Origin of the sequence: Hoeflea ulvae (assembly GCF_026619435.1) — a bacterium.
GTDB classification, from domain to species: Bacteria; Pseudomonadota; Alphaproteobacteria; order Rhizobiales; family Rhizobiaceae; genus Hoeflea; species Hoeflea ulvae.
Genome location: NZ_JAOVZQ010000001.1, coordinates 746414 through 764302, shown reverse-complemented (window position 1 = coordinate 764302; position 17889 = coordinate 746414). Strand labels below are relative to the sequence as shown.

Sequence of the window (17889 nt, the reverse complement as noted above, 5' to 3'; positions counted from 1 at the left end):
ATGGCGAGCGTCTCGATTCGTTGCGACTTGAGCTTGCTGGGCATCAGGCGTGACGCATTCGAAGCCCCTCCCCCTTGTGGGGAGGGGTTGGGGAGGGGTGCTGCCTCCGGCATCTGAACACAAAAATGCCGGGACGAATCCCGGCATTTTTTGACACGTGATGTCTGACGAGCCCGCCTAGTGCGATGGCTTAATGAAAGTGCCGTTCTGCAACTCGGTTACAGCCTGGATCAGCTCGGAGCGGGTGTTCATGACGATGGGGCCGTGCCAGGCCACCGGCTCCTGGATCGGCTTGCCGGAGACCAGCAGGAAGCGGATGCCCTCGTCGCCGGCCTGCACGGTGATCTCGTCGCCGGTGTCGAACACCACCAAAGTGCGGTCGCCCGACATGTCGCGGATCTGGATCTCCTCGCCTTCGACTTCCTTTTCGACCAGTACGCCGAATGGCTTGGAGGCGTCGCGGAACGAGCCGGAACCGGCGAAGATGTAGGCGAAGGCCGAGCGGTAGGCGTCGACCTTGAAGGTCTTCCGCTTGCCCGGCGGCACCGAGATGTCGACATAGGACGGCTCGGCGGCAATGCCGTCGACCGGGCCGCGCTTGCCCCAGAACTCGCCGCAGATGATGCGCGCAGCGGTGCCGTCATCATCGATCTCGACCGGGATATCGGCGGAGGTGACATCCTGGTAGCGCGGCGCGGTCATTTTCATTGCAGCCGGCAGATTGGCCCAGAGCTGAAAACCGTGCATGCGGCCACCCGCGTCGCCCTTGGGCATTTCCTGGTGCATGATGCCGCTGCCGGCGGTCATCCATTGCACGTCGCCGGCGCCGAGCGAACCGGTGTTGCCGAGGCTGTCGCCGTGATCGACGGTGCCGGCCAGCACGTAGGTAATGGTCTCGATGCCGCGATGCGGATGCCAGGGAAAACCCTTTATGTAGTTTTCCGGTTGCTCGTTGCGGAAATCGTCAAACAGCAGGAACGGATCGGTCAGCGACGGATCGTCAAAGCCGAAGGCGCGTTGCAACTGCACGCCGGCGCCTTCGAGATGCGGCACGGCGGTGGAGAGATGGCGGACTGGTCTGATCGACATGGCAGTCTCCTTGAGTTCGGGCCCGGCAAAGCGGGCCGGTGATGGCGAAGTTGCTCCATAGATAGCCGCTTGAGGCGTGCACAAGAAGTGGGCGGCGGAGAACGCACTGTTCAATGCCGCGGGCTTGACCGCTCCCTGCCCCGGGCACGTGTCGTGGCGCGGGTTGGAACTCCACCGCGCGCGAGGCGTTGGTGGGACAGCAGCAAAAGGAGAATGAGATGTCTTTGAAAATCGATTCCAAACTGGAAACCGAGCTGACACCGGAAGCCGTTTCCGAGCATGAGACACTGACCAAGGCCGAAAAGCTCGACCGGATCAGCGAGATGAAATTCGAACTGGAGCGCCAGACCGGCCGCGGCACTGCCGATCTCGATCAGGTGGAAGCGCGCATGGCCTCGATCAATCTTGCGATGGAACGGGTGAAGAACCGGCAGGGCTGAACCGCACTGCAGACGACATTTGGAAGGTCGGGGACAGTTTCCTTTTTCGTCGTCGCATCTGTTTGATTTTTTTGACGAAAAGGTAAACTGTCCCCGAACTATACCAGCCCGGACAAGGGGATCTGCGTGGTTTCCTTGATCTCCTCCATGACGAAAGAGGCGGAGACATCGGCGAGCTTCACCTTGGCGATGAGCCGCTGATAGAGCCGGTCATAGGCCTTCACGTCGGAGACGCGGGCGCGCAGCACGTAATCGAGATCGCCGGAGGTGCGGTAGACGCCGACAATTTCCGGGAATGCGCCGACGGCATCGCGGAACTGCTTGAGCCAGCCGGCATCATGGCTGGCGGCACGGACGAAGATGAACACCGACAGGCCGCAGCCGGCGGCTTCGGCATCGAGAATGGCAACGCGGTCCTTGATCAGGCCGCGCTCCTCCATCAGCTTGACCCGGCGCCAGCAGGCATTGCGTGACAGGTTGACCCGTTCCGACAGCGAATCGACCGACAGTGTGCCGTCGCGCTGCAGCTGGCTCAGTATTCGGACATCCATATCATCAATCTGGTGCATGGCGGGACATTTATCCCAATATCGAAAACATTGAAAGGACATTCGGGACATATCTCCCGCGACAACGGGCTATCCTCACACAACCAAAGCACAATTGAGGGAACCAAGCCGATGTCCAACCAGATCGCCCGCCTGTTCACCGCCCACCCGCACTCGGTTGACGAGAGCTATTTCGAACACCTTTTGTTTGCCGGAAAATTCTCGGCCAAGTTGTTTGCCGCCGGTTTCTGCGCGCTGTGTCATGCGGTGCTGCCGTTTACCTTTGAGAAAACTGCCAGCCGTATGATCAACGAGCTGCATCACAAGATGCACAACCGGAGCCAATAGAACCGCATGTGCAGATGGGCCGCCTACCGCGGAACGCCGATCCCGCTGGAGCAGATCGTGTCGGCGCCGGGGCATTCGCTGATCGAGCAATCCCACCGCGCCACGGAAGCCAAGACGGCGACCAATGGCGACGGATTCGGCATCGCCTGGTATGGCGAACATGCCGAGCCGGGGCTTTATCGCGACGTGCTGCCGGCCTGGTCGGACTGCAATCTCAAATCGCTGGCACGACAGATCCGCTCGCCGCTGTTTCTCGCCCATGTGCGGGCCTCGACCGGCGGGGCGACCAGCCGCGACAATTGCCATCCCTTCGTGCACAACAACTGGTCCTTCATGCACAATGGCCAGATCGCCGGCTTTGACGCGATCAGGCGGCCGATGGAAGCCGCGCTTTCGGACCGGCTCTACCGGGCGCGGCACGGCACCACCGATTCGGAATTGTTGTTTCTGCTGGCGGTCGAATTCGGGCTGGAAACAGACCCGGCGGGGGCCTTTGCCGAAGCCATCCGCTTTGCGTTGGCCGAAAGCGCGCGCGCCGGCGTGCGCGAACTGGTGCGCTTCACCGCCGCCTTCTCCGACGGCCGGACGCTTTACGCGATCCGCTACGCCACCGACGCCTTTGCACCAACGCTCTATTCGGCGCCGACCTGCGGCAATCAGGGCCACTGCCTGGTCTCCGAACCCTTCACCGACGCCAGCACCAAATGGCACGAAATCCCGGCAGGGAGTTTCGTGACGCTGACGGGGAGCGGGATGTCTTCGGCGCGGTTTGCGCCGGTGCCGGGCGCGGCGGGGCGGATTGCGGCGGTGGCTTGAGAGGCGGCGGCAGGAAGCCTGCATGGCAGGAATAAGCCCTCATTTTCAACAGCGTAGTGTGTATCAACGTTGGGAGACAGCAGTTCGCCCATTGGCAAGATGAGCCAATTCAGGGGTCGTACGCTTCACATCGATTTCGTGAATTTCCACGGTGACGACATTGTTTTCAACAAATGGGTCCTCTTTGACCCGTCTCAAAACGCCGCTGCTCTCCTCGCCATGAGCGAGAATGAAGCCTCCTCCGACATCGAGTGAGCCGACGCACTGAAAAGCGCCGTCATCAATGCCCTTTGCAATCCATGCATTGTGCGCTTCCATGAATTGCGGAGCAGCTGATTTATTCTCTCCGAGCTTCAGAAGTATGATGTGCATGTGCCTTTCACCTTTCGTTTTCACCGTCGACACGGACTTCCCGCCCTCATTCACCGGTTTCGAGCGAGCCCATGATAGCCAACACTCGCAACTATTCTCCTGTTTGAAAAGTAGGCAACTTTTTCGTACTATGCTCACAAAAACATACTAATGGAGCTTTTCATGGTTGATAGCGAACAAGATGTCCTCTGTCCGGCTCCGATTGTTTTCACAATGATCGGCGGCAAGTGGAAACTGGCGATTCTCAAAACCCTGATTTTCCATGGAACCAAGCGCTTCGGCGAACTGCGTCGTGAGGTGGATGGCGTCACGCAGACCATGCTGACCAAGCAACTCCGCACACTTGAAGCCGATGGTTTGGTCCGTCGCGAGATATTCGCCGAGGTGCCGCCTCGTGTGGAGTATAGCGTGACTGAAGACGGGCTATCCCTCAAACCGGTTTTCGAGGCCATGCATTGTTGGTGGCTGGCACGGAAGCAACACTGAAAATTCACCCAGTCCGCGCTGCCGCCACCCGCCCTCCCCAGAGCCGGTGGGGGTGCGGAGTTCACCGCCTTCTCCTGCGCGCGCGGTTGGCATCCAACCCCCACCCGGATCAGCTTCGCTTTGCTCGCTTCTCCGACCTCCCCTCAAGGGGGAGGTGGGATCCGGGCGCACTGGCTTGCCAGCTAGAACGCCTCGGCGATCCGTGCCGCCAGCCGGTCGGCGACTTCGGCCTTGCTCAGGTCCGGCCAGTCCTCGACGCCGTCGTTCGAGACGATGCTGACGCGGTTGCGGTCCCCGCCAATGATGCCGGTGCTACATACTCGCCTCCCCCTTGAGGGGGTCCGCAGGACGGCGATTGACCGCCCAGAGGGTGGGCAGAGCCGGTGGGGGTGCGGACTTCACCACATAATCCGGCGCGCGCGGTTGGCTCCTGACCCCCACGCGGATCAGCTTCGCTTTGCTCGCTTCTCCGACCTCCCCTCAAGGGGGAGGTTGGATCCAGGCGCGCTGGCTTGCCAGCTAAAATGCCTCGGCGATCCGTGCCGCCAGCCGGTCGGCGACTTCGGCCTTGCTCAGGTCCGGCCAGTCCTCGACGCCGTCGCTTGAGACGATGCGGACGCGGTTGCGGTCGCCGCCCATGATGCCGGTGGCGGGCGACACGTCGTTGGCGACGATGAAATCGGCGCCCTTGCGGGCCAGTTTGGCTTGCGCGCTGGAGATCACGTCAGAAGTTTCGGCGGCAAAGCCGACGACCAGCTTCGGGCGGTTCTCATGGTGGCCGATGGTTTTGAGAATGTCGGGGTTTTCGGTGAGTTCAAGCGGTGCAGGCCCCTCGCCCGGCTGTTTCTTGATCTTTTCGCCCGAGGCCGCAGCCACGCGCCAATCGGCAACGGCGGCGACGAAGACGGCGATGTCAGCCGGCAAGGCCGAGGTGACGGCTTCGAGCATGTCGGCGGCACTCTCGACCCTTATGACAGTGACGCCGGCGGGATCGGGGATGGTGACCGGGCCGGAGACCAGCGTCACCTCGGCGCCGAGCCGGGCGAGGCTTGCGGCGATGGCGTGGCCCTGTTTGCCCGACGATCGGTTGGCGATGTAGCGCACCGGGTCGATCGGCTCGTGGGTCGGGCCGGAGGTGACGATGGCGCGCTTGCCGGCCAGCGGCTTGGGTGTGTCATCGAGCAGCGTCTCGATGGCCGCGACAATCTGCAAGGGTTCTGCCATGCGGCCCTCGCCGGCCTCATTGGATTCGGCCATCTCACCGGCCATCGGGCCGATGAAAGTGGTGCCATCGCGCCTGAGCGTCTCGACGTTGCGACGGGTGGCCTTGTGCGCCCACATCGCCGGGTTCATGGCAGGTGCTGCGAGCACAGGCCGGTTGGTGGCGAGCAGCACGGTGGAGGCGAGATCATTGGCGAGGCCATTGGCCATCCTGGCCATCAGATCGGCAGTGGCGGGGGCGATGCAGATGAGATCGCAATCGCGGGCCAGGCGGATATGGCCGACATCCTGCTCGTCCTCGCGGGAAAACAGGTCTGTGTAGACATGGTCGGCAGCAAGCGCGCCGACAGCCAGCGGGGTGACGAATTCCTGCGCGGCGCTTGTCATCAGCGGGCGCACCTGTGCGCCGCGCTCGCGCAGACGGCGGATCAGGTCGAGCGATTTGTAGGCCGCAATGCCGCCGGAGATGATCAGCAGGATGCGTTTGCCGGCAAGAGTCATGGCGCAGGGTCCCAGGGGTTGATGAGGGTGACGCCGCAATCGGCAAAATCACGGATATTGCGGGTGGCGATCGGCAGGCCGCGCCTGAGCGCAATGGCGGCGATCTGGGCGTCAATCCCGGCAAGCGGACGGCCTTTTAGCCTTCGAGCGCTGACGATCCTGGCGTAATGTGGTGCATCCGCATCCTCGAAAGGCAGAATGCGTCCCTGCTCATAAGGGAGGAGAAAGCCTTTTACAAAGGTCTCCAGGATCGACTTCCTTCGGCCAGCCGGCAACAGCTCGATACCAAGCAAAATCTCGGCTTTTACAATGGCCGGGACATAGAGTCCGCCTTCAGGCACCGAACTGAACCAGTCGACAACCATCTTTGAAGGGGTCGGAGCCACAAACTCCGAGATTACATTGGTGTCGAGAATCATTTCTCGTCTCGCCAGTCGGCAAAAACATCGCGTTCGCCAGCCAGTTCCGTACGCTCTGGAATCTCCAAATCTGCGGTTCCGTATTTCTCCCGCAATTTGGTGACCCTGTCCCAGAGGCTTTCCTGCCTTCCGGTGGTGACGTTGTCAGCTTCGACAAGCCCCTCACGCAACATCACGCGGGCCTCTTCTTCCATGGAGACGCCATGGCGCGCGGCGCGTTCGCGCAGGGCCTGCTTGACGCTGTCATCGAGATTGCGGATGGTCAGTGTTGCCATGATGAACCTCCCGGGCAGAGATGTGGCGGATGCCTGCAATGTAAGCATTGCATGCAATGCAGTCAAACAAACTGGTCCCAAAGCGGCTGTCTTCTCCGGGGCGGGACCCATTGGCGCCTGCGAAGCCAGTCCCTCAGCGCCCGGCTGCCGCTGGCCTGTCGAAGCGGATGCCGAGCAGCCGCAAGGCGTTGAGGGTGACGATCACGGTGGCGCCGGTGTCGGCCAGGATGGCGGGCCAGAGGCCGGTGACGCCAATGATGGTAGTGACCAGGAACACCGCCTTGAGGCCCAGCGCGATGGCGATGTTCTGCCGGATATTGGCCATGACCTGGCGCGACAGGCTGATCATGTTGGCGATGTCGGTGACGCGGCCATGCAGGATTGCCGCATCGGCGGTTTCGAGCGCCACATCAGTGCCGCCGCCCATGGCAATGCCGATATCGGCGGCAGCCAGCGCCGGCGCGTCATTGATGCCGTCGCCGATCTTGGCAACGGTAAGGCTCCGTGCCTGCAATTCGCGGACGATGCGCTGCTTGTCCTCAGGCAGCAGGCCGGCGCGCACCTCGATGCCCAGCGTCTGGCCGATGGCTGTTGCAGTGCGCTGGTTGTCACCGGTCAGCATGACCAGACCGACGCCGGTTGCCCTGAGCGCTTCGAGACCCTTGATGGCATCCTGCCGCGGTTCGTCGCGGATAGCCAGCAGGCCGGTGACGGCGCCGCCAACCAGAAGTACCGACACGGTCTTGCCGTCGTCGTTGAAGGCATCGATGCGGGCCGTCTGCTCTTCCGACAGGGTGGCCTGTTCCACGGCGGCCCGGGGCGAAGCGAGATAGACGGTTTCGCCGCCGACTGCGCCGGACACGCCCTTGCCGGGCACCGCTTTGGCACTGGCAGCAGGGGGCACCGGCGCCTTGTCCGCCCTGGCACGGGCAAGGATGGCCATTGCCAGAGGATGGCTTGATCCGGTTTCCAGCGCTGCGGCCAGCGACAGCACCTTCTGTTCGCTGCGGCCATAGGCGACGATATCGGTAACTACTGGCTTACCTTCGGTGAGCGTGCCGGTCTTGTCGAGCGCCACCATGTCGATGTCGCGCAGCGCCTCAAGCACGGCGCCGCCCTTGAGCAGCAGCCCGCGCCGGGCACCCGCCGACAGGCCGGCAGCAATCGCCGCGGGGGTCGAGATCACCAGCGCGCAGGGACAGCCGATCAGCAGAATCGCCAGGCCCTTGTAGATCCAGTCCGACCAGACCGCCCCGAAGATGAGCGGCGGCACGGTGGCGACCAGTGCTGCGACCACCAGAACGCAGGGCGTGTAGATGCGCGAGAACCGGTCAATGAACCGCTCGGTCGGGGCCTTGCTCTCCTGGGCCTGCTCGACCAGCCTGACGATGCGGGCAATGGTGTTGTCGCTGGCTGCCGCGGTGACCCGGATGCGCAGCACGGCGTCGGTGTTGATGGTGCCGGCAAAGACGGTCTCACCGGGGCCTTTCTGCCGGGGCAGGCTCTCGCCGGTCACCGGCGCCTCGTCGATGGAACTGGCGCCGTCGATGATCTCGCCATCGGAGGGAATGCGGTCGCCTGGGCGGACCAGGATGGTGGCGCCAACCGCAAGCTCCGCCGCCTGCACCTGGGTGGTGACGCCATCTGTTTCGAGCAGCGCGGTCTTGGGCACCAGCGCCGCCAGCCCCTGAATGCTGGCCCGGGCGCGGCCGGCGGCGACGCCTTCGAGCAATTCGCCGACCAGGAACAGCAGCACGACAATGGCCGCTTCCTCAGTGGCGCCGATGAAGATGGCGCCGATGGCGGCGATGCTCATCAGCATTTCAATCGAAAACGGGGTGCCGGTGAGCGCTGCGGTGAGCGCGCGCCAGGCGATCGGCAGCAGACCCACGGCCATGGCGGCGATGAAGGCCCAGTGGCCGATCTGCGGCATCACCTGGCCTACGAGATAGGCAGCGCCCAACGCTGCGCCACAGATCCAGGTCAGAACCGCCTTGCGGCTCGACCACCATCTGGCTTCGCCCAACTCGACAGGGGAGTGACCCGGCACGTCTGCACCTTCACTCTCCGGCGCGTCGGCGGGTGCGACGGAATAGCCGAGCCATTTGACCGTGCGGGTGATGGCCGCAGCCGGCACCGGACCGGAATGCTGCACGCTCATGGTGCCGTTGCCGACCGAGACCTCGACAGCGTCGACGCCTGCCAGCCTGGCGACGGCGTATTGCACCTTTGACCCGCAGGCGGGGCAATCCATGCCGCCGACGCGGTAACGGGTTTGGGTGGCTGTCTGAGTGGCGGTCTCGGCTGTCATGGATGGCCCTTTCGTAACTGTCAGGCCATGCTACACTCTCCAGTGACTATAGGTTCAAGAGGAAAAACATGAATATTTCCATTGGCGATCTGGCAAGGCGCTCACGGGTCAAGGTGCCGACCATCCGCTATTACGAGCAGATCGGCCTGTTGCCGCAGGCGGCACGGACCGAGGGCAACCAGCGGCGCTATGGACGCGCCGAGCTCGACCGGCTCAATTTCATCCGCCATGCCCGGGAGCTGGGCTTCGAGATCGGCGATATCCGCGAATTGCTGGCACTGACAGCGGAGCCGCAGGCCTCATGTCACCAGGTCGACAGCATCACCCGCAATCACCTGGCGGAAATCGACCAGCGCATCACGCGGCTGCAGGCGCTGCGCGGCGAGCTGAAGCGGATGGTGTCGGAATGCGGCCATGGCCGGATCTGCAATTGCCGGATCATCGAGGTGCTGGCCGATCACGGGCAATGCGCCAGCGAGCACTGACACGGCCAGCAGCGTGCGACTTATTGCAACGGTTTGGAATGGGTCGCTTCAGGCTCATCCACCGGCACGAAGCCGAGACGCTCGCAAAACGCCCGCGATTGCGGCGTGGCGCTGAGGCGGTTGCCGGAAAGCCAGATCCAGGTCGGCGCGATCGGATCGACCACCAAAGCGCGCGAGCGACCCATCAGAAGAACGACACTCACCCCGTGACGTCATGAAACGGCAACCCGGCACCGGGCCGGGTTGTCCAAGTCTCGTGCGGTCAGGCCGCCTTGAGGATCTCGACCATCTCGATTTCGAAAATCAGATCCTTGCCAGCCAGCGGATGGTTGGCGTCGACGGTGATTTCCTGTTCGGCGACGGCGGTCACGATCAGTGTCATCTGCGCTCCCTCCGGCGTTTGCGCCTGCAACTGCATGCCTTCCTGCGGCTCGAGCTCAGGCGGCAGGGCATTGCGCGGAACTTGTTGAACCTTCGCCGCATCGTGGGGACCGTAGGCTTCTTCGGCCGGAACGGTGACAGTCTGCTTGTCACCGACCTTCATGCCCTCGACTCCGCGGTCAAGACCGGGGATGATCTGACCGGAACCCAGCTGGAACTCCAAGGGCTCACGCCCTTCGGAGCTGTCGAACCGGGTGCCGTCTGTCAGTTTGCCGGTGTAGTTTATCCGCACGGTGTCGCCGGATTTGGCCTCGCTCATATGTATATCCAATGCTTGTGTCTGTCCCGGCGCATCCGTGTGTGAACGGATCTCGTACGCGCTGCGCACCTCTGCCGGGTTTCATGCCCTGACGGCGCACACGCTGCCGTCGGCGAATGTTGGTCCGGCGCTTGATGGCCGATCCGGTTCTCAGTCTGCGTGAAATGGGTCCGAATTGCAAATCCGGCGGCATGGCCCGGCGCCGCACCCTTCCGGCAAAGAATGGCGGAAAGCTTACCGCAACGGCTTGGAATGAGTTGCTTCAGGCTCATCCACAGGCACAAAACCGAGACGCTCGTAAAACGCCCGCGATTGCGGCGTGGCGCGCAGGCGGATGCGGGGAAACCAGGCTTCGGCGCCATCGAGTGTGCGGGCTTCCAGTGCCCGGGCGATGCCTCTGTGGCGGTGATCAAGGCTGACATAGAGATGGCGGATGCGGCCGGCATTTTCACTCGTATAGGGATCGCGGTTGAGGCCGCAAAAGCCGATCAGCTTGTCGCCGTCAAAGGCGCCGATCAGCCGCTCGCCGGGCCCGTCAAAGCGGTTGTCGCCCGACTTCCAGTCATGCAGCATTCTTTCGACAAAGGGATAGCCGTCGGACCAGGCCTCATCGGAAAGCGGCTGGGCGTCATGGTCATCAAGCGAAATCGGGCGATAGGTGATCATCCCGCTACCATAGCGGATGAATCGCCAAAGCCCCCCATACTGATGCAGCCGCGATGATCCACAGCGCCACGCGGCCGGAACGGGTGTGACGGGCTTCGGACTTGCCGATGGCTTCCGAGGTGGCCGCGTCGAAGCGCAAACCGTTCTCGACCATGATGCCGACTTCGGTTGCAAGCCGCTCGGTGCGGTTGGCGATGTCGGGCATCTGTTCGGCCAGCCTGAGGGCTGCGATGGCGCCGGCCTTGAGGTCGACGGCGATGCGCCGGGGGCCGAGATTGTCGCGGATCCAGTCGCCGACCACCGGTTCGGCGGCCTTCCACATGTTGAATTTGGGGTTGAGCGTGCGGGCCACGCCCTCGACCACCACCATGGTCTTTTGCAGCATGACCAGTTCCGGCCGTGTCTGCATGTCGAACAACTCTGTGACCTCGAACAGCAGCGTCAGCAACCGCGCCATCGAGATGGTCTCGGCCGGCTGGCCATGGATCGGCTCGCCGATGGCGCGGATGGCCTGGGCAAAACTGGCCGGATCGTGTCGGGCCTGGACATAGCCGGCCTCGAAATGCACATCGGCGACTCGCTGATAGTCGCGGGTGATGAAGCCGTAGAGGATTTCGGCGAGGAAGCGGCGTTCCTTCTTGCCCAGCCGCCCGACAATGCCCATGTCGACGGCGACGATCACGCCCGCCGGGTCGACGAAGAGATTGCCCTGGTGCATGTCGGCATGGAAAAAACCGTCGCGCAGGGTGTGGCGCAGAAACGACTGGATCAGCTGGTCGGCGATGTGGTCGAGATCATGGCCGGCGGCGCGCAGGCCGGCGACATTGCTCATCTTGATGCCGTCGATCCACTCCATGGTGACGCAGTCGCGGCCGGTGCGCTCCCAGTCGATGGAGGGCACCCGGAATCCCGGATCATCGCGGGTGTTGTCGGCCATTTCCGACAGGGCCGCGGCCTCAAGCCGCAGGTCCATCTCGATGCGGGTGGTCTGTTCCAGCGTCTTGGTGATCTCGACCGGCCGCAGCCGGCGCGAAGACGGGATGTAGCGCTCCTGCAGTTCGGACACCAGGTAGAAGGATTCGAGATCGTGCTTGAAGCGCTGCCGCACGCCGGGCCGGATGACCTTGACCGCAACCTGGCGGGTGCCGTTCTCGTCGCTGACCTCGGCCGGATGCACCTGGGCGATGGAGGCCGCGGCAATCGGCGGGTCGAAACGGGAATAAAGATCGGAAATCGGACGGCCCAGCGAGGCCTCGATGGCGGAGCGGGCGAGAGCCTCCGGAAATGTCGCCATCCGGTCCTGCAGGCCGGACAGATCCTCGGCGATGCCGGCGCCGACGACATCGGGCCGGGTGGCGAGAAACTGGCCGAGCTTGACCCAGGAGGGGCCGAGCCGTTCAACCGCGCGGGCCAGCCGGTCGGTGCGTTCGGCGCTCTTGGCCTGGCGCTTGGCCAGCAGACCGGCGATGCGGTGGCCGAATTTGAGCGGGCCGGGAAGCTCTTCGGCGGGCAAGGAGACGATGACGCCTTCCCGCACAAGAATGAAGCCCGCGCGCATCAGGCGCAGATAGGTGCCGAGACTTGCCATGCCGCTTAGATCTTCCAGGCCGAATGAAGGGCCGCTATGCCGCCGGTGTAATTGGTGTAGTTGACGCGGGAAAAGCCGGCGCGCTCGATCATCGCGGCAAAATCGGCCTGGCGCGGAAACTTGCGGATCGATTCGACCAGATACTGGTAGGGCTCGGCCTCGCCGGCAATGGCCTTGCCCATGGCGGGAATGCCGTTGAACGACCAGGCGTCATAAACACGATCGAGAATCGGCATCTCGACCTCGGAGAATTCCAGGCAGAGGAAGCGGCCGCCGCGGCGCAGCACCCGGTAGGCCTCGCGCAGCGCCTTGTCGATGTCGGGCACGTTGCGGATGCCGAAGGCGATGGTGTAGGCGTCGAAACTCGCGTCCTCGAAGGGCAGTTGTTCGGCATTGGCCTCGACGAATTCGAGATTGTCGGCATAGCCCTTCTTGGCGGCGCGCTCGGCGCCGACGCCGAGCATCGAGCCATTGATGTCGAGCACTGTGCCCTGCGCCTGCTTGTCCGAGGCTGCGACAATGCGGAAGGCGATGTCGCCTGTGCCGCCGGCCACATCGAGAAAGCGGAAGCCCGGGCGGCGCGGCGGATTGAGGGTTGCGACCATCGCATCCTTCCAGACCCGGTGCAGCCCGGCGGACATGACATCATTCATGATGTCGTAGCGCTTGGCGACCTTGTGAAAGACGTCATTGACCAGTTCCTGCTTCTGGCCGTCCTCGACGGTGCGGAACCCGTAACTGGTCTGCATTCCGCCTTCCGTGGCGACGCGCTGTTGTGACATCGTTTCATCCCGTATTGCTTCAACTTGCGTCAAATTGACCGGAACCCCGAACGGAAACCGGCGAAAGCTGAGGCGACCATAGCGGATCACGCATCAGCGCGCTATCTAGGCGCAAGCTATCGTGCCTGCGGCATAGCGCATCGCTATATAGGTCAGCCGCACGGATATTGAAACCAGCCGAGGAGTTCGCGTTGCCGGAATTGCCAGAAGTCGAAACGGTCCGCCGCGGGTTGCAGCCGGTGATGGAGGGGGCGCGGATCATCCGCGTCGAACAACGCCGCGCCGATCTGCGCTTCCCCTTCCCGGCCGATTTCGCGCGCCGGCTGGAAGGCCGTCAGATCGTTTCGCTGGGCCGCCGGGCAAAATATCTGATTGCCGATCTCGACAACGGCATGGTCATGGTCAGCCATCTGGGCATGTCGGGCTCGTTCCGCATCGAGGCCGACAGCGAAGGCAGCCTGCAGCCCGGCGTGTTTCACCATGCCCGCTCCAAGGACGGCAAGCATGATCACGTGGTGTTCCATGTCGAGGGGCCCGCGGGCCGGGCGCGGGTGATCTACAATGACCCGCGCCGGTTCGGCTATATGGACCTGATGGCGCGCGCCGACCTTGCCGACCACCCCTGGTTCAGGGACCTGGGCATCGAGCCGACGGGCAACAGTCTTAATGCCGGCGTGCTGGCCGAGCGACTTGCGGGCAAGACCGCACCGCTGAAAGCAGCGCTGCTGGACCAGCGCATCATTGCCGGCCTGGGCAATATCTATGTCTGCGAGGCGATGTGGCGGGCGAAGCTGTCGCCCGGCAAACCGGCGGGGCGGCTGGTGCGCAAGTCCGGCAAGCCGACCGAGGCGCTGGAGCGGCTGACCGGCTGCATCCGCACGGTGATCGAGGAGGCGATTGCCGCGGGCGGCTCGTCGCTCAGGGATCACATCCGCACCGATGGCACGCTGGGTTATTTCCAGCATGGATTTTCCGTTTACGACCGCGAGGGAAAGGCTTGCCCCGGCCCCGGCTGTGGCGATACGGTCCGCCGCATGGTGCAGAGCGGGCGCTCGACCTTTCATTGCCCGACCTGCCAGACCAAGTGATCCCGCCAGGGACCCCGCCCGGCACGGCCGGACCCGTGGCTGACCAAGGAGAGATATGATGGCGCTCAAGACACTGAAGACGGAAACACACGGCCGGGTGGCCATCATCACGCTCAACCGGCCCGATGCGCTCAATGCGCTGAATTCGGACCTGCTGGGCGAGCTGCGCGCCACGCTGGCGCAATATGCGGCCGACGACAAGATCGGCGCGATCGTGCTGACCGGTTCGGAAAAGGCATTTGCCGCCGGCGCCGACATCAAGGAAATGCAGTCGCTCGACTTTGTCGGCGCCTATATGGACGATTTCTTCGAGGGCTGGAGCGCGGTTGCCGCGACCCGCAAGCCGGTGATTGCGGCGGTGGCCGGCTATGCGCTGGGCGGCGGCTGCGAGCTGGCGATGATGTGCGACTTCATCATTGCCGCCGATACGGCCAAATTCGGCCAGCCGGAGATCACCCTCGGGGTGCTTCCGGGCATGGGCGGCACCCAGCGGCTGACCCGCGCCATCGGCAAGGCCAAGGCGATGGATCTTTGCCTGACCGGTCGGATGATGGATGCCGAGGAAGCCGAGCGCTCGGGCCTGGTTGCCCGCGTGGTGCCGGCAGCCGAGCTTCTGGCGACCGCAACCAAGGCGGCGGAGAAGATTGCCGGGTTCTCGCTGCCGGTGGCGATGATGGTCAAGGAGTCGGTCAACCGGGCCGATGAAATGACGCTGGCCGAGGGTCTGCGCTTCGAACGGCGGATGTTTCACTCGCTGTTTGCGACCGAAGACCAGAAGGAAGGCATGGGCGCCTTCGTTGAAAAGCGCAAGGCACAGTTCAAGCACCGCTGATCAAATCCGGCGCCTGGCGGGCCCAAAGCCGATTTTCGCGTTGACGCAAGCCGCGATACCCGGTATAGGCCCGCCATCGAATGGCAGCTTCTAAGGCTCGCCGTGGTTTCTCGCATTCCGCATGTTGAAGCGATCTTCCTCGCAAGGGGCGCTTTCCGGTCGGAATAGAGCATGTGACAATTTGAGAGGCATTCATGGCCAATACAACTTCGGCGAAAAAAGCAACTCGCAAGATTGCCCGCCGCACTGACGTCAACAAGGCACGCCGGTCGCGTGTCCGCGGTTTCCTGCGCACCGTCGAGGAAGCCATCAGCTCCGGCGACCAGACCGCTGCAGCCGCAGCACTCAAGGCCGCACAGCCTGAACTGATGCGCGCCGCCAGCAAGGGCGTGGTTCACGCCAATACGGCATCGCGGAAGATGTCGCGGCTGTCGAACCGGGTCAAGGCGCTGAGCGCCTAAGCCACCCAAAACTCTTTAGTCGACAAAAGGCCCGCTCGCGCGGGCCTTTTTCTTTTGACTCCAATGGTTTGCAAAATCCGCGCAAAAATCCCCGTCACGGGAATGTCACATGCCGGCTTCAGACGCATTTTATATCTTTTATTTTCATGCAGTTACGGGAGGTACCCGATTTCGCGGCCGGCGAGCCGGCGCGATTTTGCGGATATCATGTCAAGCCCCGAAATTTAATAGGCAGGCCTCCGTGAACGGTTAAAAAATCGTAAATCCGTGAAAAGGCAATGAATCCAACCGACTGTTCCAGAGGCCCTCCGGAAGCTTTTTTCAACCAATGCGAGTCAAGCCCCAAAGTGCTAACAAAACGTAAATATGCTGCTTGATCTGACCCCTCCATCCTGCCTAAATGCCTTCAACAAGAAGCGCGGGGCCGGACGGTTCCAAGGAAGGCTTGCAGCCAATCTGGCGAGCGATTTTCATCCTGCTTTTTGGGGTGCGGCATTCTCGCCGGACCATATCAAATATAATCTTCGGTCGCGGTGACGCTGAGGCGCCAGGCGGTGAAGCATGACTGCCGGAACGCATGTTCCGGCGGAGCGTTAGAGGTTTGTTCCAGGCGGCGATACGAGGTCGCAGCACGGAACCGGCAGGGAGACACGGCAAGACGGGGGCGACCGTCACAGACGACAAGAATTGCGCGGACTTATCCGCGCCAGACTGAGGTCAGGGCAATCTGGCCTGTAATGCGGCAACAGGGGTGACGGCGGGATGCAAACACAGATGACAACAGCACGTAAAGCGGTAGACTGGGACACGACCGAAATCATGGCCCAACCGCTCAGCGGCGATGTTTGCCCGGCGACCGGCAAAGGGGCAGACATGAACAGAAGCAATCAGGTTTTCGATCGGGTGACGGCGCGTCTGAAGGCGCAGGTCGGACCTGAGGTTTTCACAAGCTGGTTCGGCCGGCTGAAGCTTCAGTCCGCCTCCAAGAGCGTCGTTCGCCTGTCGGTCCCGACCACCTTTCTGAAATCATGGATCAACAACAAGTATCTCGACCAGATCACGGCGCTGTTTCAGGACGAAGACGCCGGCATTCTCAAGGTCGAGATCGTCGTCCGCTCGGCGACCCGGGCTGCAGGCCCCAATTCCGGCGACAGCGACACGGCAAGCCCCTCAGAAGCCGTGAGCCCCGGCCAGCCGGCCGCCGTGTCCAAGCGCCGCGAAGCGCCACTGATGGTCAATGGCGCAGGCGCCCACTTCTCCGGCTTTGCCAAGGGACAGCAGGCGGCCAATTCGGTGATCGGCTCGCCGCTTGACCCGCGCTACACCTTCGACAGCTATGTCGAGGGCTCGTCCAACCGGGTAGCGCTCGCCGCCGCCAAGACCATTGCCGAAGCCGGCACCGGTTCGGTCCGCTTCAACCCGCTGTTCATCCACTCCAGCGTCGGCCTGGGCAAGACCCATCTGCTGCAGGCAATCGCCGCCGCGGCCAGCCGCCATGCCCGCAACCCGCGGGTGGTCTATCTGACCGCCGAATATTTCATGTGGCGCTTCGCCACCGCCATTCGCGACAATGACGCGCTGTCGTTCAAGGAATCGCTGCGCAATATCGACCTTCTGGTGATCGACGACATGCAGTTCCTGCAGGGCAAGTCGATCCAGCACGAATTCTGCCATTTGCTCAACATGCTGCTCGATTCGGCCCGCCAGGTGGTTGTCGCCGCCGACCGCGCGCCTTGGGAGCTGGAATCGCTTGATCCGCGCGTACGCTCGCGCCTGCAGGGCGGCGTTGCCATCGAGATCGAGGCACCCGACTACGAGATGCGGCTGGACATGCTGCGCCAGCGGCTGGCCGTGGCCCAGATCGAGGACGGCACGCTTGATATCGGCGAAGACATTCTGGGCCATGTGGCGCAGAACATCACCGCCAGCGGCCGCGAACTGGAAGGCGCTTTCAACCAGCTGCTGTTCCGCCGCAGCTTCGAGCCCAACCTGACGCTGGAACGGGTCGACCAGTTGCTCGGCCACCTGGTCAATGCCGGCGAGCCGAAGCGGGTTCGCATCGAGGACATCCAGCGGGTGGTGTCACGCCACTACAATGTTTCCCGGCAGGAACTGGTGTCGGACCGGCGCACCCGGGTCATCGTCAAGCCACGGCAGATCGCCATGTATCTGGCCAAGACCATGACGCCGCGCTCGTTCCCCGAGATCGGCCGCCGGTTCGGTGGCCGCGACCACACCACCGTGCTGCATGCGGTGCGCAAGATTGAAGGCCTGATCACCGCGGACACCAAACTCGGCCACGAGATCGAACTGCTCAAGCGCCTGATCATCGAATAGGCCACGGCCAAAACCGATTATCCCCAGAATCCCGGCCCGGCCCGAAAGGCCCGGGCCGGATTTTGTTTGCATGTCAGGGGCATAATCTGCCATTTTGCTGACCCGGGCCCGGCGCGGCATGCGT

At 63.0% G+C, this 17889-nt stretch carries 21 protein-coding genes; 9 read left to right on the top strand and 12 right to left on the bottom strand.

Features of this window, described 5'->3' with window-relative positions; genetic code table 11:
• Positions 1-177 precede the first annotated feature (177 nt).
• Positions 178-1089 carry a pirin family protein gene (locus OEG82_RS03735; RefSeq protein WP_267611133.1) on the bottom strand — a complete coding sequence of 304 codons (912 nt, stop codon included), beginning with the start codon at positions 1087-1089 and terminating at the stop codon, positions 178-180.
• A 218-nt stretch (positions 1090-1307) separates the two neighbouring features.
• Between OEG82_RS03735 and OEG82_RS03730 the strand changes: the two genes are divergently transcribed.
• Positions 1308-1529, top strand: a complete 222-nt coding sequence (locus OEG82_RS03730) for a hypothetical protein (RefSeq protein WP_267611132.1) — start codon at positions 1308-1310, stop codon at positions 1527-1529.
• Between the two features lie 98 nt (positions 1530-1627).
• Here the strand turns inward: OEG82_RS03730 and OEG82_RS03725 are convergent, their stop codons facing one another.
• Complete coding sequence (locus tag OEG82_RS03725) at positions 1628-2098, bottom strand: Lrp/AsnC family transcriptional regulator (RefSeq protein ID WP_267611131.1); 471 nt, start codon at positions 2096-2098, stop codon at positions 1628-1630.
• Between the two features lie 111 nt (positions 2099-2209).
• On the opposite strand from OEG82_RS03725, the gene OEG82_RS03720 reads away from it, so the two are divergent.
• Together OEG82_RS03720 and OEG82_RS03715 are read left to right on the top strand one after the other, a co-directional pair.
• Positions 2210-2425, top strand: a complete 216-nt coding sequence (locus OEG82_RS03720; RefSeq protein WP_267611130.1) for a DUF6356 family protein — start codon at positions 2210-2212, stop codon at positions 2423-2425.
• Between the two features lie 6 nt (positions 2426-2431).
• A complete protein-coding gene (locus OEG82_RS03715; protein WP_267611129.1) occupies positions 2432-3241 on the top strand; it encodes a class II glutamine amidotransferase in 810 nt (269 codons plus the stop codon).
• 63 nt (positions 3242-3304) lie between these two features.
• On the opposite strand, the gene OEG82_RS03710 is transcribed toward OEG82_RS03715, so the two are convergent.
• A complete protein-coding gene (locus OEG82_RS03710) occupies positions 3305-3613 on the bottom strand; it encodes a YciI family protein (RefSeq protein ID WP_267611128.1) in 309 nt (102 codons plus the stop codon).
• A gap of 162 nt (positions 3614-3775) precedes the next feature.
• Here OEG82_RS03710 and OEG82_RS03705 point away from each other — a divergent pair, with 162 nt between their 5' ends.
• Positions 3776-4099 carry a winged helix-turn-helix transcriptional regulator gene (locus tag OEG82_RS03705; protein ID WP_267611127.1) on the top strand — a complete coding sequence of 108 codons (324 nt, stop codon included), beginning with the start codon at positions 3776-3778 and terminating at the stop codon, positions 4097-4099.
• A gap of 519 nt (positions 4100-4618) precedes the next feature.
• On the opposite strand, the gene coaBC is transcribed toward OEG82_RS03705, so the two are convergent.
• The 4 genes from coaBC to OEG82_RS03680 form a co-directional block, all read right to left on the bottom strand.
• Complete coding sequence (coaBC, locus tag OEG82_RS03695) at positions 4619-5821, bottom strand: bifunctional phosphopantothenoylcysteine decarboxylase/phosphopantothenate--cysteine ligase CoaBC (RefSeq protein ID WP_267611126.1); 1203 nt, start codon at positions 5819-5821, stop codon at positions 4619-4621.
• The gene (locus tag OEG82_RS03690; RefSeq protein ID WP_267611125.1) at positions 5818-6240 is read right to left on the bottom strand and encodes a type II toxin-antitoxin system VapC family toxin; all 423 of its coding nucleotides are present in this window, start codon (positions 6238-6240) and stop codon (positions 5818-5820) included. Before OEG82_RS03690 ends, coaBC begins: the two co-directional genes overlap by 4 nt.
• Positions 6237-6515 carry a FitA-like ribbon-helix-helix domain-containing protein gene (locus OEG82_RS03685; protein ID WP_267611124.1) on the bottom strand — a complete coding sequence of 93 codons (279 nt, stop codon included), beginning with the start codon at positions 6513-6515 and terminating at the stop codon, positions 6237-6239. Before OEG82_RS03685 ends, OEG82_RS03690 begins: the two co-directional genes overlap by 4 nt.
• A 133-nt stretch (positions 6516-6648) precedes the next feature.
• Complete coding sequence (locus OEG82_RS03680) at positions 6649-8826, bottom strand: heavy metal translocating P-type ATPase (RefSeq protein WP_267611123.1); 2178 nt, start codon at positions 8824-8826, stop codon at positions 6649-6651.
• A gap of 68 nt (positions 8827-8894) precedes the next feature.
• On the opposite strand from OEG82_RS03680, the gene OEG82_RS03675 reads away from it, so the two are divergent.
• Positions 8895-9311, top strand: coding sequence for a MerR family transcriptional regulator (locus tag OEG82_RS03675; protein ID WP_267611122.1), 417 nt, complete (start codon positions 8895-8897; stop codon positions 9309-9311).
• Positions 9312-9331: 20 nt separating this feature from the next.
• On the opposite strand, the gene OEG82_RS03670 is transcribed toward OEG82_RS03675, so the two are convergent.
• From OEG82_RS03670 to ubiE, 5 genes are all read right to left on the bottom strand, one after another.
• Complete coding sequence (locus OEG82_RS03670; protein ID WP_267611121.1) at positions 9332-9514, bottom strand: hypothetical protein; 183 nt, start codon at positions 9512-9514, stop codon at positions 9332-9334.
• A 59-nt stretch (positions 9515-9573) separates the two neighbouring features.
• Entirely contained in the window at positions 9574-10011 is a 438-nt protein-coding gene (locus tag OEG82_RS03665) for an FKBP-type peptidyl-prolyl cis-trans isomerase (protein WP_267611120.1), read from the bottom strand.
• A gap of 234 nt (positions 10012-10245) precedes the next feature.
• Positions 10246-10677, bottom strand: a complete 432-nt coding sequence (locus OEG82_RS03660; protein ID WP_267611119.1) for a GNAT family N-acetyltransferase — start codon at positions 10675-10677, stop codon at positions 10246-10248.
• Between the two features lie 4 nt (positions 10678-10681).
• Positions 10682-12265 carry a 2-polyprenylphenol 6-hydroxylase gene (gene ubiB / locus OEG82_RS03655; protein ID WP_267611118.1) on the bottom strand — a complete coding sequence of 528 codons (1584 nt, stop codon included), beginning with the start codon at positions 12263-12265 and terminating at the stop codon, positions 10682-10684.
• 5 nt (positions 12266-12270) lie between these two features.
• Entirely contained in the window at positions 12271-13047 is a 777-nt protein-coding gene (gene ubiE / locus OEG82_RS03650) for a bifunctional demethylmenaquinone methyltransferase/2-methoxy-6-polyprenyl-1,4-benzoquinol methylase UbiE (protein ID WP_267611117.1), read from the bottom strand.
• A gap of 191 nt (positions 13048-13238) precedes the next feature.
• Here ubiE and mutM point away from each other — a divergent pair, with 191 nt between their 5' ends.
• The 4 genes from mutM (at position 13239) to dnaA (ending at position 17765) form a co-directional block, all read left to right on the top strand.
• Positions 13239-14135, top strand: a complete 897-nt coding sequence (mutM, locus tag OEG82_RS03645; RefSeq protein ID WP_267611116.1) for a bifunctional DNA-formamidopyrimidine glycosylase/DNA-(apurinic or apyrimidinic site) lyase — start codon at positions 13239-13241, stop codon at positions 14133-14135.
• 58 nt (positions 14136-14193) lie between these two features.
• Entirely contained in the window at positions 14194-14967 is a 774-nt protein-coding gene (locus OEG82_RS03640) for an enoyl-CoA hydratase (RefSeq protein WP_267611115.1), read from the top strand.
• Between the two features lie 194 nt (positions 14968-15161).
• Complete coding sequence (gene rpsT / locus OEG82_RS03635; protein WP_267611114.1) at positions 15162-15428, top strand: 30S ribosomal protein S20; 267 nt, start codon at positions 15162-15164, stop codon at positions 15426-15428.
• 873 nt (positions 15429-16301) lie between these two features.
• The gene (gene dnaA / locus OEG82_RS03630) at positions 16302-17765 is read left to right on the top strand and encodes a chromosomal replication initiator protein DnaA (RefSeq protein ID WP_267611113.1); all 1464 of its coding nucleotides are present in this window, start codon (positions 16302-16304) and stop codon (positions 17763-17765) included.
• The last annotated feature ends 124 nt before the right edge of the window (positions 17766-17889 follow it).

Bases quoted from the DNA above. Each gene is read 5' to 3' on its own strand.
- OEG82_RS03690 (WP_267611125.1), bottom strand. From the start codon at position 6,240: ATGATTCTCGACACCAATGTAATCTCGGAGTTTGTGGCTCCGACCCCT.
- ubiB (WP_267611118.1), bottom strand. From the start codon at position 12,265: ATGGCAAGTCTCGGCACCTATCTGCGCCTGATGCGCGCGGGCTTCATT.
- ubiE (WP_267611117.1), bottom strand. From the start codon at position 13,047: ATGTCACAACAGCGCGTCGCCACGGAAGGCGGAATGCAGACCAGTTAC.
- OEG82_RS03730 (WP_267611132.1), top strand. From the start codon at position 1,308: ATGTCTTTGAAAATCGATTCCAAACTGGAAACCGAGCTGACACCGGAA.
- OEG82_RS03735 (WP_267611133.1), bottom strand. From the start codon at position 1,089: ATGTCGATCAGACCAGTCCGCCATCTCTCCACCGCCGTGCCGCATCTC.
- OEG82_RS03685 (WP_267611124.1), bottom strand. From the start codon at position 6,515: ATGGCAACACTGACCATCCGCAATCTCGATGACAGCGTCAAGCAGGCC.
- OEG82_RS03675 (WP_267611122.1), top strand. From the start codon at position 8,895: ATGAATATTTCCATTGGCGATCTGGCAAGGCGCTCACGGGTCAAGGTG.
- OEG82_RS03725 (WP_267611131.1), bottom strand. From the start codon at position 2,098: ATGCACCAGATTGATGATATGGATGTCCGAATACTGAGCCAGCTGCAG.
- OEG82_RS03715 (WP_267611129.1), top strand. From the start codon at position 2,432: ATGTGCAGATGGGCCGCCTACCGCGGAACGCCGATCCCGCTGGAGCAG.
- OEG82_RS03660 (WP_267611119.1), bottom strand. From the start codon at position 10,677: ATGATCACCTATCGCCCGATTTCGCTTGATGACCATGACGCCCAGCCG.
- OEG82_RS03680 (WP_267611123.1), bottom strand. From the start codon at position 8,826: ATGACAGCCGAGACCGCCACTCAGACAGCCACCCAAACCCGTTACCGC.
- OEG82_RS03720 (WP_267611130.1), top strand. From the start codon at position 2,210: ATGTCCAACCAGATCGCCCGCCTGTTCACCGCCCACCCGCACTCGGTT.
- dnaA (WP_267611113.1), top strand. From the start codon at position 16,302: ATGAACAGAAGCAATCAGGTTTTCGATCGGGTGACGGCGCGTCTGAAG.
- OEG82_RS03665 (WP_267611120.1), bottom strand. From the start codon at position 10,011: ATGAGCGAGGCCAAATCCGGCGACACCGTGCGGATAAACTACACCGGC.
- OEG82_RS03705 (WP_267611127.1), top strand. From the start codon at position 3,776: ATGGTTGATAGCGAACAAGATGTCCTCTGTCCGGCTCCGATTGTTTTC.
- OEG82_RS03640 (WP_267611115.1), top strand. From the start codon at position 14,194: ATGGCGCTCAAGACACTGAAGACGGAAACACACGGCCGGGTGGCCATC.
- rpsT (WP_267611114.1), top strand. From the start codon at position 15,162: ATGGCCAATACAACTTCGGCGAAAAAAGCAACTCGCAAGATTGCCCGC.
- OEG82_RS03710 (WP_267611128.1), bottom strand. From the start codon at position 3,613: ATGCACATCATACTTCTGAAGCTCGGAGAGAATAAATCAGCTGCTCCG.
- coaBC (WP_267611126.1), bottom strand. From the start codon at position 5,821: ATGACTCTTGCCGGCAAACGCATCCTGCTGATCATCTCCGGCGGCATT.